Raw genomic sequence first — 12196 nt, 5'->3', positions numbered from 1 at the left:
GACTCGGATGAAGGTCCGCTCCACCGGGTCCCGCATGTTGGAACGCCAGTCCCATCGTGCAGCGGGTGATTCCGCATGAAAGCGGTGGTCATGGCCGGCGGCGAAGGCTCCCGCCTTCGTCCGCTCACGCTCGAACGACCCAAGCCCATGATCACCCTGGGCCACGCCCCGGCCATCGAGCACATCCTGCGCCTGCTCAAGCACCACGGCATCACCGACATCGTCATTTCGCTCCATTACCTCGGGTCGGTCATCGAGGACTACTTCGGCTCCGGAGAGGAGCTCGGCGTCAACATCACCTACACACACGAGGACCGACCGCTGGGGACCGCCGGCAGCGTCGCGCTCGCCCGCGACGTGCTGGATGAGCCGTTCCTGGTGATCTCGGGCGACGCGCTGACCGACGTCGATCTCTCAGCCTTCGCGAGCTTCTTCACCGAGCGGTCCGCGCAGGCCGCCTTGCTGCTCTATCGAGTGGAGAATCCCCTCGAGTACGGCGTGGTCATCACCGACGACGACGGCCGGGTGCGGCAGTTCCAGGAAAAGCCCTCCTGGGGCGAGGTGCTCAGCGACACCGTCAACACCGGCATCTACGCGCTGCATCCGTCGGCGCTCGACGACATTCCGCCCGGGCGCGAGGTGGACTTCAGCCTCGATGTGTTCCCGGCCATGCTGCGGCGCGGCGAGGCCGTCTACGGCTACGTGGCCGACGGCTATTGGACTGACGTCGGCATGCTGGACGCCTACCGGCAGGCCAATGCCGACCTGGTCAGCGGCCGGGTGCGGGTTCCAGACGCGCCCGGCTATGGCGCGACGCGCCCTACCATCGACTCCACCGCCCGCGTGGATCCCTCGGCCCGGATCGAGGGCGCGGTCTACGTGGGCCGGGAGGCCGAGGTTCGCGCCGGCGCCCTCGTGCGCGGCCCGGCGATGGTGGGCGACCGCACGCTGGTGGACGAGCGGGCCGAGGTGCACGAATCCACCGTGCTCAGCAACGCCTACATCGGCGTCGGCGCCAATCTCGACCGCTGCGTCATCGGGCGCCACTGCCGTCTCGGGCGAGCGGCCGCCGTCGGGCAGGGCGCGGTAGTCGGCGACGGGACCACGCTCGGGGCCGAAGTGAACGTGCGCGCCGGCATCAGCGTCTGGCCGCGAAAGTTCGTGGAAGACCGCGTGGTCATTGACCGCAATTTGGTCCACGGCAGCCGGGCGCGCCGCACCATCTTCGTGCACGGCGGCGTGGCCGGGTTGGCCAATGTCGAGCTCACCCCGGAGTTCGCCGCGCGGCTTGGGTCGGCCTGGGGCTCGGCGCTGGCCCCCGGATCGACGGTGGCCGCCAACCGCGACGAGACGCGTCCGGCGCGAATGTTCAAGCGGGCGCTCATGTCCGGCCTGGCGTCGGTCGGCGTGCGAACCGTCGACATCGGCGCCATGCCCTTCCCCGTGGCGCGCTTCGCCACCCAGCAGTTCGACGCCGCCGGCTGCATCCACATTCGGCGCTCGCCCTATGACCCGGACGCCATTGACGTGCGTTTCTTGGACGAGCGCGGGATCGACATTCGCCCGAGCGACGAGCGCAAGATCGAGACCACCTTCAGCCGCGAGGATTTTCGCCGCGTCGGCGCCGCCGAGATTGCCGAGATCACCTTGGCCGATCCCGTGAGCGACTACGGGGATGCGTTGCTGAGTGAGATTCCGCAGCCGCTCGAACGGACGCTGGGACTCGTCGTGGACTACATGGGCGGCGCCTGTGGCGAGGTTCTGCCGACGCTGCTCGCGCGGCTCGGGGTTCGCGAAACGGCCATCGACGCCTCATCGAGCAGCGCGTCCCTGCCCACGCCTGCCGATCTGGAGGCGCGGCGCGCCCGGCTGGGGCGCATCGTGCCGGCCGTCGGAGCGGCGTTCGGGGCGCTCATCGATGCGGACGGCAACCGCGTCTGGATCACCGATGAACGCGGCCGGGCGCTGGATGCGCTCGAGGCGGCCGGTCTGGTGGTGGCGGTGCTGCGCGCGTCGGGCCTCTCGGGCACCGTCGCGCTCCCGGTCACCGTCCCCGACAGCGTGTTCAACCACGCTGCGGATCTGGGGTTTGCGCCTCACCGCACGCCCACGAACGCCGCCGCCATGATGCGCGCGGCGATGCAGCGCGACGCCGTGCTCACCATCAACGGCCGCGATGCCTTCGGCTTCCCATCGCTGCATGCCGGTCCCGACCCCATGGCCACGGTCATCCGCCTCGTGGCCGGGCTGGCCGGCGCCGAGCGGCCGGTCAGCGCCTATGTGGCGGCGCTGCCGGCATTCACGGTCGCCCGCCGCGAGGTGCGCGTGGACTGGGAGCGCCGCGGGGCCGTCATGCGTCGCCTCAACAGCCACAGCCGGCGCCGCGACGAGGGTCCGCTGGACGGCGTGGTCATCGGCGCTCCCGGCGAGCGTGCGGTCGTCGTTCCGGATGTCGACGAACCGGCGTTTCGCATTCTGGCCGAAGCCGGCACGCAGGCCCTGGCGGAGACGCTGGCCGATGAAATCGGCTCGTTCGTCGAGCGCGCGGCGCGCAACGGCGCGGACGCCCGCCCGGCATGACCAGCGCCGCAACGACGGCGACCGGCTTGCGACGAGTGGGGGAGCAGGCACTGGTGATCACCTGGGCCGACGGCGCCGAGTCAACCCTGCCCTTGCGTGAAATCCGCCTGGCCTGTGGCTGCGCGGTGTGCGTCAACGAGGTCACGGGCGCTCCGCAGCTCGATCCGGACACGGTCCCGGCCGACATCGGCGCGGTGCGCATTGCGCCCGTCGGCCACTACGCCCTCACCTTCACCTGGACGGACGGCCACGCCACGGGTATCTATCCCTGGGAGAACCTGCGCGCCCTGGCCGACGGCTTCGGCGTGACGCGGGAGGGCGACGCCTAGTCGGCTGGCGGCGCGTGCCGGGAGGCTTTCGCGATCGCGTCCGGCAGCGTCCGCGCCAGCTCCGGACTCCTCGTGGCGAGGGCCTGTCGAGTTGCCTGCAACGCCAACCGCCGCCGCGCAGAGTTCACGGCCGGCCCCAAGCTGGCCGCCGCTGCGGAGGAGTCGCGTGTCACGGCCGCCGCCAGCGGGATCGCCAATGCGGTCGTTGCCGCCGGATCGGCGCACAGATCGGCCAGCTGAACGATGCGACCGGCGCAGGCGGGACTCTCCCGTGCCAGCGGCGTGAGCACGTGCGGGCCGACCATTCGAAGGGATGGGCTCGGTGACGCGAGCAACGCCGCTGCCAGCGCCAGGGTGGTTTCGCTGGAGTCAGGCTCCTTGCCCAGGGCCTCGGCGATGGCGTGACCGAGGTGTGTCGCCGCCTGGGGGCTGATCGCTCCGGTTCCGCGGCTTTGAAACTCGGGCGCACACGCCGTCCGACCGATCTCGTCCAGGGCTTCGCGTGCGCAGCCCTTCGCCCAAGCGTGGGCCGCCGCGCTGCCGCACCCGCGGAGCGCCTGCAGCGCGTCCCGATCGATTCGCACCCGGATCCGGCGACCGGTTAGACGACCAGCGCCGCGTACTCGCCGGCCATCGCGTCCAGCCCCACGTGCGGCACCCGTGAGCCCTGGCCGGCCATCCCAAACGCCTCCATGCGCGCCAGGCACACCTGCTTCATCGCGTCGCGCGCAGGGCCCAGGTATTTGCGTGGATCGAACTCGCTCGGGTCCTCGTGAAACACCTGGCGAATGGCGCCGGTGATGGCCATGCGGTTGTCGGTGTCGACGTTGATCTTGCGCACGCCGTGGCGGATGCCCTCCTGAATCTCGGCAATCGGCACGCCATACGTCTGCCGCATCTCGCCACCGTTCGCGTTGATCACGTCTTGCAAGTGCTGCGGCACCGATGAGCTGCCGTGCATGACGAGGTGCGTGTTGGGCAGACGGCGATGGATTTCGCGAATCCGGTCCATCACCAGCACCCCCGCGTCCGGCTTGCGGCTGAACTTGTAGGCCCCGTGACTCGTGCCGATCGCCACGGCCAGCGCGTCCACGCCCGTCGCAGCCACGAAGTCCTCGGCCTGTTCGGGATCGGTCAGCAACTGCTCCCGATCGACTGGCCCCTCCGCGCCGTGACCGTCTTCCTGGTCGCCCATGCCGGTCTCCAGGCTTCCCAGCACGCCAAGCTCGCCCTCGACGGTCACGCCCTTCGCGTGGGCCAGCGACACGACCTCGCGCGTGACCGCCACGTTGTACTCGTACGACGCCGGCGTCTTGCCGTCGGCCTCCAGCGACCCGTCCATCATCACGCTGGTGAATCCGTTGTCGATCGCGCTGGCGCACGTCGCGGGGCTATTGCCGTGGTCCTGGTGCATGGCGATCGGCACGTGCGGATAGAGCTCCGCGGCGGCCAGCATCAGGTGCCGCAGGTAGAGGTCGTTGGTGTACTCACGCGCGCCGCGGCTGGCCTGGATGATCACCGGCGCGTCCGCCTCGTCGGCCGCCTCCATGATGGCCTGGATCTGCTCCATGAAGTTCACGTTGAAGGCCGCGACTCCATAGTCGTTGGCGGCCGCGTGATCGAGCAGCACGCGCATCGGCAGCAGCGCCATCGGACCGTCTCCTCTCTCGCCCGTCGCAACGACCCGCCGGCCGGCTACCGGCTGCGATGTTCGACCAAGAATACGCCGCGCCCGCGATGGCCTGGGGGTGGGCCGCGGCCGCGAGTGCGGTAGCATGCCCCGCACTGCTGCCGGAAAGTGATGCCGTGGCCCAGTCGAGGAACAAACGGCCCGTGCTGCTTGGTCCCAGCGGCCAGCCGCTGCCGGCCGCGCCCACTCCTCCGCCGGAGCCTCCACCCGCCGCGGAGCCAGCGCCCACCGCGGAGACTGAGTCGCTTCCGGCTGCCGAGGCTGAGGCGGCTGAAGCTCCGGCAGCGACGACCGAACCTCAGAAGGACGCCGAAGCTCGCACCCAGCCTTCGCCGCCGTATCAGGTGCGGGTGGCGCTCGACGTCGATCCGCGGCATGTTCCGGCCATCCTCGTCGTTATGCTGCCGTTTGATCCCACCGAGGCATATCGCACCCGCGTCGAGGCGGCGCGCGACCAGTTCTTCAAGTCTCGCGACACCCTGATCGCCAGCGCCGAGGCCAGCATTCGGGCGCAGGGCGTGAACGTCAGCGATCCGCGCCGCGCCGCGGCCAGCATGATCGAGCGCCAGTTCATGGCCCAGGTTTGGGACTCGGCATTTGGCGCCGTGTCCGCCGCGCAGGTGGGGTTAGTTTTTGCCGCGGCGCTGTCCGGCGGCGAGCAGGCCATCGGCACCATGCTGATGTCGCCATTCGACGGCGGGCGCATGTGGGTCACCTCCCGCGCCACCCTCTTGGGCGACCGGTTTGGCGCGTGGGCCATGCCGGTTCAGAAGCGCGACCCCATGCCCGCCACCGTGATTCTCAACCGAGACGCCCTCGCGCCGTTGCGGATGAACTTCGCCCGCATTCGGGTCTAGGCTCAACCCTTCAGTTGACGCCGGAATCCCACTTGGGCCAAACTGACTCACCAGTCGGTTTTGGTGATCGGCCGTTGCAACTTCGCCTCCCTGGGGCCCGTCGCGGAACCAAGCGAGACGCCACGCGGCGCGCGCTGCTCGAATCCGCCCTCAACGTCTTTGGCGAGAAGGGCTATCACCGCGCGGCGGTTGACGAAATCGTCACCCGCGCCGGCCGTTCCAAGGGCACGGCCTACTTTCACTTTCCGAGCAAAGAGGCCATCTTTCGCGCGTTGGTGCGGGAGTTGGCGTCCTACCTGGTCGAGCGCGTCGAGCGGGAGCTGGTCGACGAGCCCACCGCCATCCACCGGCTCGACGCCGCGCTGCTGTCGGTCATCGACATCTTCACCAAGCACCGCACGCTGGCGCGCGTCACGCTGGTGGAGGTTGCGGGCGCCGGGCGCGCCTTCAGCGACGACTTACTCTTCGTCCGGCAGCAGTTTGCCGCGCTGATTCGCCGCCACCTGGACGCCGCGGTCGCCGAGGGCACCCTCGAACCCTGCGACACCGATCTCATCGCCACCGCCTGGTTCGGCGCCATCAGCGAAATCGTCGTCCGCTGGCTGCACGATCCCGACCATGGGCCGTTGCACATGACCTATCCGGCGCTGCGGCATTTGCTGCTGCAGAGCGTGGGCATCGACATCAACCAGCTCCGGGCGGACCGGACTCCGGCCCATGCCTGAGGCGATCACCGCTCCCGACATGCGCTTCCGCGACGCCGCGCTGGAGCCTATCTGGGACAGCGTCCGCGAAGGACGTCGCCTCAGCGCGGCCGACGGACTCCGCTGCCTCCAGACGCCGGACATCGTCGGCCTGGGGCGCATGGCCGATTGGGCCGCCCGCCGTCGCTCCGACGACCGCGTGTACTTCACGCTCAACGTCCACATCAATCCGACCAACATCTGCGTGCTGTCGTGCAAGTTCTGCGACTTCGCCGCCAAGCGCGGCGACAGCCACGCCTACGAATACTCGATCGCCGAAATCCTGGGCCAGATTCCGCCCGACGTGCACGAGGTGCACATCGTCGGCGGCCACCACCCCGACATCCCGTTCGAGTGGTACGAGGATCTGCTGCGCGCCATCAAGGACGAGCGACCCGCCGTCCAGATCAAGGCGTTCACGGCGGCCGAGGTCGACTATTTCCACAAGCGATTCAAGCTCTCGGACGCGGAGGTCCTGCAACGCATGATGGCCGCCGGCGTCAGTTCGATGCCCGGCGGCGGGGCGGAGGTCTTTTCCGAGCGGGTGCGACGCGAGCTCTTCCGCGGCAAGGCCGGCGCCGACCGCTGGATCGAAATCCACCACCTCGCCCACCGCATGGGGCTGCAATCCAACGCCACGATGCTCTACGGCCACATCGAGACGCACGAGGAGCGCATCCACCACTTCGTGCGGCTGCGCGAGGCCCAGGACGTCACCGGCGGATTCCTCTGCTTTATCCCCTTGGAATACCAGCTCGGCACCACGAACCTCGTGCCCCGCCACGCCAGCGCTATCGACGATCTGCGCATGATCGCCACCGCCCGGCTGATGCTCGACAATTTTCCGCACATCAAGGCCTATTGGGTGATGACGGGCGAAGAGACCGCCTCAATCGGTCTGAACTTTGGCGCCGACGACCTGGACGGCACCATCGGCACCGAGCGCATCGCGCACGCCGCGCTAGCCGACAGCCCGGTCGGCGTCGCCCGCACGCGGCTGGTGGGGCTCATTCGCTCGGCCGGCAAGGTGCCGGTGGAACGCAACGCCACCTACACCGTCATGCGCACCCATGCTGCCTAGCCTCGGGCGCATTCCCTATCTGAACACCGAGCCGTTCTTCGGCGACGATCCGGTTCGCGCCGAAGCGCGCACGGCGACCCCCCGGGCCATGATCGATCTGGTGCGCGGCGGCCAGGTCGACGTGGCGCCGCTGCCGATCGTCGCCGCGTTCGACCATCCGGACCTGTTCGAACCGGTGGGCGACATGGGCATCGCGACCCAGGCCGACGCCAAGTCCGTGCTCCTCTTCTCCGAGGTGCCGCCATCCGACCTGGGCGGCCGGACCATTGGCGTCATCGACGACACGGCCACCTCGGCCCGGCTGCTGAGCGTGCTCTTGCAGCGCTACTACGCCATCGGCGGCTACCGGCTGGCGCCGTTGGATGTCCCGGCCGACGCCGTGTTGCTCATCGGCGACCGCGCGCTGCTGCAAGCGCCGCAAGATCCCCGCTATCCCCACGTCACCGACCTGGCGGCGGCATGGCACGAGTGGACCGGTCTGCCCTTCGTGTTCGCCGCGTGGATGCGACGGGCGGGCGTGGCGCCCGCGAGCGCCGCGGCGGCGGTGGACTACCTGGATCGCCAGCTCACCATCAACCTCGAAGACTTGGGAGCGCTGGCCGCGCGGCGTCCCGACTGCGGGCTAGACGCGGCGGCGGTTCGCCGCTATCTCCAGACGTTCGAGTACCGCTTTGGACCGCGCGCCTGGACGGCCGTCGACCGCTTTCGAGAGCTGGATGCCCAGGTCAGCGTCCAGCACGATGCCGCATGATGCGCACGATTGAAGCCACGGTGCGCGAGGGGCGGCGGCTCTCGACCGCCGACGCGGTCTACCTGCTCGGCGACGCGCCGCTCATGGACCTGGGCGCGCTGGCCAACGAGGTCAGGTTCCAGCGTCATCCCGAATCCGTCGTCACCTACGTGGTCGACACCAACCTCAACTACACCAACCTCTGCGACGCCTACTGCTCGTTCTGCGCCTTCTATCGGCCGCACACGAGCACCGCGCCTGATGCCTACACGCATACCGTCGACGAAATGCTGGAGCGCATGGCGGCGGCGGTGGAGATGGGCTGCACCACCGTGCTCATGCAGGGCGGCCTGAACCCCGAGCTGCCCTTCGATTACTACACCGACATGGTGCGCGCCACGCGCGCGCGGTTTCCCGGGCTCACGCCGCACTTCTGGTCGGCGCCCGAGGTCTACGAGATGGCCAAGGTTTCCGGATTGAGCTACGACGAGGTCATGGCCGCGCTATTCGCGGCAGGTCAGCGCACCTTTCCCGGCGGTGGCGCGGAAGTGCTCACCAACCGCGTCCGCGACGCCATCAGCCCGCTCAAGATGGACGCTGACGAGTGGATCGCGGTCCATCGCGCCGCGCACCACGCCGGCGTGCGCAGCACCGCCACGATGATGTACGGGCACGTGGAAACCGACGACGACCTCGTGGAGCACCTCGCGCGCGTGCGGGACCTGCAGGACGAGACGGGCGGGTTCACGGCCTTCATTCCCTGGAGCTTCGCCCCCGGCGGGACCCCGCTCGGACGCAAGCTCGAGGGCAAGCGGGCGTCGGCCAATCGCTATCTGCGCATCCTGGCGGCGTCACGGCTGTTCCTCGACAACGTGGACCACGTGGACGCGTCGTGGTTTAGCGAGGGCAAGAAGGTCGGGCAGGTGGCGCTGCACTTCGGCGCGGATGACTTTGGCGGCACGCTGTTCGAGGAAAACGTGATGCAAGAAGCCGGGCACTACGCCCGCACCAGCATCGCCGAAACCCAAACCATGATCCGCGAGGCCGGATTCGTGCCCGCCCAGCGCAACAGCTTCTACGAGATTCTGCGCACGTTCGACGAGACGCCCAACGGCGTTTGACCGGCAGCCTGTCATGACGCGAGTGACCGTGGGCCACAGCCCCGACGCCGACGACGCGTTCATGTTCTACGCGCTGGCCCACGGCAAGGTGACGGTGGAAGGCTTGCCGTCCGGTGGCTATTCCGAAGTCCACGCCGACATCCAGGCATTGAATCGGCGCGCCTTTGCCGGCGACCTCGACATGTCCCAGGTGTCGGCGGGCGCCTATCCCTATGTCGCGGACAACTACCGCATCACCGCCTGCGGCTCGTCCATGGGGCTCAACTATGGCCCCATCGTCGTCGCGCGAAGCGCGGAAGCCGATATCCGCGGCGCGCCGGTGGCGATCCCCGGCGAGCACACCACCGCCTATCTCCTCGGCCGGATATTTCTGCCCCCGTTTCAGCCGGTCGAGATGGCCTTTGCCGACGTGCTGCCCGCGGTTCGGGACGGCTCGGTGACGGCGGGAATCGTGATCCATGAGGGACAGCTCAACTACGCCGACTACGGAGTAGTCAAACAGCTCGACCTCGGCGAGCGTTGGTTCGCCTCGACCGGGCTCCCCCTGCCGCTGGGCCTCAACGTGGTGCGGCGCGAACTCGGCGAGGCCCGACAGCGCGCGCTCGCGTCCGCCCTGGGCGCCTCGATCGCCTGGGCCGATGCGAATCCCGAGCTGGCGCTGGCCTACGCCCACGGCTTTGCTCCCGAGGTTGACTCAGACCTCATGGCGGCGTTTACGCGGATGTACGTCAACGATCTGACTCGCGACATGGGGACGCCGGGCGCCGCCGGTCTCGAAGCGCTCTACCGCCGTGCGACGGACGCCGGGCTGCTGGAAAGCGTGCCGCCCTTGGACATTCTTCCGGCCTAAGGCGCTCGCTACACTCACGCACGACGACACGGCTCCCGAGAGTCCGATCATGAGCGACGTTCGCCCCTTCTTCGACGCCACTGACATCGCCGGCGACGCCGACGCGGCCCGCAGCCGCTTCGACCGCGACGGCTATCTCTTCGTGCGCGGCCTGCTGCCGCCGCCCGTGGTGGAAGACCTGCGCCGCCAATTCCTCACCGTGCTGCGCGAGGCCGAATGGATTGCCGCCGACTCCCCGCCGGACGACCAAGTCGCCGAGCTGCGCGCCTTCGCCGTCGAGCCCGAACCGGCCTACCAGAAGGTCTACAACCAGCTCTACCGGCTGCCCGCGTTTCACGCCCTGCAGCACCGCGCCGAGCTGCTGGACCTCATCGGAGCGGTGCTCGACGCTCCCGTGATTCCCCAGCCGCGCGTCATCGCCCGGGTGCTGTTCCCGGATCGCACGGCCCACACCACACCGGCGCACCAGGACTTCGTGCCTGTACAGGGCGCCGCCGACACCATCACGGCCTGGATTCCGCTCACTGACTTGTCACCCGAGATGGGCGGGCTCCAGATCGCGGCCGGCACCCACCGAAAGGGCGTGTTCGACTTCGTGCCGGCACTGGGCGCCGGCGGCATGGAAATCACCGATCCGCTGCACGGCGCCTGGGTGGGCGGCACCTTCCAGCAGGGCGACGTGCTGTTCTTTCACAGCATGACCGTCCATCGCGGGGCGCCGGCCACGGGCACTCGGCTGCGGCTGTCGGTCGACCTGCGGTTTCAGCGGATGGCGGATCCCATTGCGCCGGGCAGCCTCAGACCGCATGACCCCGATGTCACCTGGGAGCAGATTTACGAGGGCTGGGCGCCGGGACAGCACCAGTACTTCTGGCGCGACTGGGACCTCGACGTTGCAGATTTCGACACGCAATACAACGAGCGTCGGGACGCCATGGCGTTCGAGCTGGCCGCCAAGGGCGATGCGGAGGCCCGAGCCACGCTGCTGCGCATCGTCGCCCGTGACCCCGATCCCGCCAAGAAACTGAGGGCCGAGGAGGCGCTCGCCGCGCTCGACGCCGACACCGCGTAGCGCGTGCCGCAGTGTTGGAGTCGGCGCTGGCTACACTCACGCACGACGTCACGGCTCCTGAGAGTCCGACCATGAGCGACGTTCGTCCCTTCTTTGACGCTACTGAAATCGCCGGCGACGCCGCCGATGTGCGCGGTCGCTTCGACCGCGACGGCTACCTTTTCGTTCGGGGCCTGCTGCCGCCGCCCGTGGTCGAAGACCTGCGTCGGCAATTCCTTCCCGTGCTGCGTGACTCAGGCTGGATCGCCGCCGACTCTCCCGCGACTGACCAGGTCGCCGATCCCAGCGCATTCGCCGTTGAGCCCGAGCCGGAATACCAGAAGGTCTACAACCGGCTCTACAGCCTGCCCGCGTTTCACGCCCTGCAGCACCGGTCGGAGCTCATGGACTTGATGGAGCGTGTCCTGGACGCCACCGTCATGCCACAACCGCGCGTCATCGCCCGCGTGATATTTCCCGAGCGCACGGCCTACACCACGCCGGCGCACCAGGATTTCGTTCCCGTGCAGGGCGCCGCCGACACGATCACCGCTTGGATTCCCCTCACCGACTTGACATCGGAGATGGGTGGGCTTGAGATCGCTGCCGGATCGCATCTGAAGGGCGTCTTCGACTTTGTCCCGGCGCTCGGCGCCAGCGGTACGGAGATTTCGGACCCGCTGCATGGGACGTGGGTGGGCGGCACCTTCAACCAAGGCGACGTGCTGTTCTTCCACAGCATGACCGTCCATCGCGGGGCGCCGGCCACAGGCAAACGTTTGCGCCTGTCGGTGGACCTGCGCTTCCAGCGCATCGCCGATCCGATCTTGCCTGGCAGCTTGAATCCGCACGACCCCGATGTCTCCTGGGAGCAGATCTACGCCGGCTGGGCGCCGGGTCAGCACCAGTACTACTGGCGCGACTGGGACCTCAACATGGGGGAATTCGACACGCAGTACAACGAAAAGCGCGATGCCATGGCGTTCGAGGTGGCTGCACAAGGCGGCATCGAGGCCCGCGCCACCCTGCAGCGCATCGTCGCCCGGGACCCCGATCCGGATAAGAAGCGCAAGGCCGCCGAGGCGCTCGCCGCACTGGAAGCCGAAGCCTCCTAGCGCGTGCGGCACTGCTCGTGATCTGCCGAAACCTCGGATGCGCCATCGC

General features: G+C 68.8%; 12 protein-coding genes. 10 read left to right on the top strand and 2 right to left on the bottom strand.

Annotated elements, in window-relative coordinates:
• Window positions 1–75 precede the first annotated feature (75 nt).
• Entirely contained in the window at window positions 76–2580 is a 2505-nt protein-coding gene (locus OXG79_01525; protein MCY3782448.1) for a sugar phosphate nucleotidyltransferase, read from the top strand.
• Window positions 2577–2909, top strand: coding sequence for a DUF971 domain-containing protein (locus OXG79_01520; protein ID MCY3782447.1), 333 nt, complete (start codon window positions 2577–2579; stop codon window positions 2907–2909). The genes OXG79_01525 and OXG79_01520 overlap by 4 nt, the downstream gene beginning before the upstream one ends.
• Here the strand turns inward: OXG79_01520 and OXG79_01515 are convergent.
• On the bottom strand, window positions 2906–3493 hold the full coding sequence (locus OXG79_01515; protein ID MCY3782446.1) for a hypothetical protein: 588 nt from the start codon (window positions 3491–3493) through the stop codon (window positions 2906–2908). The genes OXG79_01520 and OXG79_01515 overlap by 4 nt on opposite strands.
• Before the next feature lie 17 nt (window positions 3494–3510).
• Window positions 3511–4560: a fructose-bisphosphate aldolase class II gene (fba, locus tag OXG79_01510; protein MCY3782445.1), complete on the bottom strand. Its 1050-nt coding sequence runs from the start codon at window positions 4558–4560 to the stop codon at window positions 3511–3513.
• Between the two features lie 155 nt (window positions 4561–4715).
• Between fba and OXG79_01505 the strand changes: the two genes are divergently transcribed.
• The 8 genes from OXG79_01505 to OXG79_01470 all read left to right on the top strand — a co-directional run bounded on the left by OXG79_01505 (window position 4716) and on the right by OXG79_01470 (window position 12147).
• A complete protein-coding gene (locus tag OXG79_01505) occupies window positions 4716–5456 on the top strand; it encodes a hypothetical protein (protein MCY3782444.1) in 741 nt (246 codons plus the stop codon).
• 74 nt (window positions 5457–5530) lie between these two features.
• Window positions 5531–6181 (top strand): TetR/AcrR family transcriptional regulator, encoded by a 651-nt coding sequence (locus OXG79_01500; protein MCY3782443.1) that lies wholly within the window; start codon window positions 5531–5533, stop codon window positions 6179–6181.
• The gene (gene mqnE / locus OXG79_01495) at window positions 6174–7280 is read left to right on the top strand and encodes an aminofutalosine synthase MqnE (protein MCY3782442.1); all 1107 of its coding nucleotides are present in this window, start codon (window positions 6174–6176) and stop codon (window positions 7278–7280) included. The genes OXG79_01500 and mqnE overlap by 8 nt, the downstream gene beginning before the upstream one ends.
• Window positions 7270–8031, top strand: coding sequence for a menaquinone biosynthesis protein (locus tag OXG79_01490; protein MCY3782441.1), 762 nt, complete (start codon window positions 7270–7272; stop codon window positions 8029–8031). The genes mqnE and OXG79_01490 overlap by 11 nt, the downstream gene beginning before the upstream one ends.
• Window positions 8028–9131, top strand: a complete 1104-nt coding sequence (gene mqnC / locus OXG79_01485) for a dehypoxanthine futalosine cyclase (GenBank protein ID MCY3782440.1) — start codon at window positions 8028–8030, stop codon at window positions 9129–9131. The genes OXG79_01490 and mqnC overlap by 4 nt, the downstream gene beginning before the upstream one ends.
• A 13-nt stretch (window positions 9132–9144) precedes the next feature.
• Window positions 9145–9981, top strand: coding sequence for an ABC transporter substrate-binding protein (locus OXG79_01480; GenBank protein MCY3782439.1), 837 nt, complete (start codon window positions 9145–9147; stop codon window positions 9979–9981).
• A 49-nt stretch (window positions 9982–10030) separates the two neighbouring features.
• Window positions 10031–11053, top strand: coding sequence for a phytanoyl-CoA dioxygenase family protein (locus tag OXG79_01475; GenBank protein MCY3782438.1), 1023 nt, complete (start codon window positions 10031–10033; stop codon window positions 11051–11053).
• 71 nt (window positions 11054–11124) lie between these two features.
• Window positions 11125–12147 (top strand): phytanoyl-CoA dioxygenase family protein, encoded by a 1023-nt coding sequence (locus OXG79_01470; protein MCY3782437.1) that lies wholly within the window; start codon window positions 11125–11127, stop codon window positions 12145–12147.
• Window positions 12148–12196: the final 49 nt, after the last annotated feature.

The sequence above is a fragment of the Chloroflexota bacterium genome (assembly GCA_026706485.1).
In the GTDB taxonomy this organism is placed as follows: Bacteria; Chloroflexota; UBA11872; order UBA11872; family UBA11872; genus JAJECS01.
The sequence above is the reverse complement of the archived record's forward strand: the minus strand, read 5'-3'. Positions and strand labels throughout refer to the sequence as shown.

Excerpts from the sequence above, each read along its gene's own strand:
- OXG79_01525 (MCY3782448.1), top strand. The coding sequence starts at position 76 with ATGAAAGCGGTGGTCATGGCCGGCGGCGAAGGCTCCCGCCTTCGTCCG.
- OXG79_01520 (MCY3782447.1), top strand. The coding sequence starts at position 2,577 with ATGACCAGCGCCGCAACGACGGCGACCGGCTTGCGACGAGTGGGGGAG.
- fba (MCY3782445.1), bottom strand. The coding sequence starts at position 4,560 with ATGGCGCTGCTGCCGATGCGCGTGCTGCTCGATCACGCGGCCGCCAAC.
- mqnE (MCY3782442.1), top strand. The coding sequence starts at position 6,174 with ATGCCTGAGGCGATCACCGCTCCCGACATGCGCTTCCGCGACGCCGCG.
- OXG79_01490 (MCY3782441.1), top strand. The coding sequence starts at position 7,270 with ATGCTGCCTAGCCTCGGGCGCATTCCCTATCTGAACACCGAGCCGTTC.
- mqnC (MCY3782440.1), top strand. The coding sequence starts at position 8,028 with ATGATGCGCACGATTGAAGCCACGGTGCGCGAGGGGCGGCGGCTCTCG.
- OXG79_01480 (MCY3782439.1), top strand. The coding sequence starts at position 9,145 with ATGACGCGAGTGACCGTGGGCCACAGCCCCGACGCCGACGACGCGTTC.
- OXG79_01475 (MCY3782438.1), top strand. The coding sequence starts at position 10,031 with ATGAGCGACGTTCGCCCCTTCTTCGACGCCACTGACATCGCCGGCGAC.
- OXG79_01470 (MCY3782437.1), top strand. The coding sequence starts at position 11,125 with ATGAGCGACGTTCGTCCCTTCTTTGACGCTACTGAAATCGCCGGCGAC.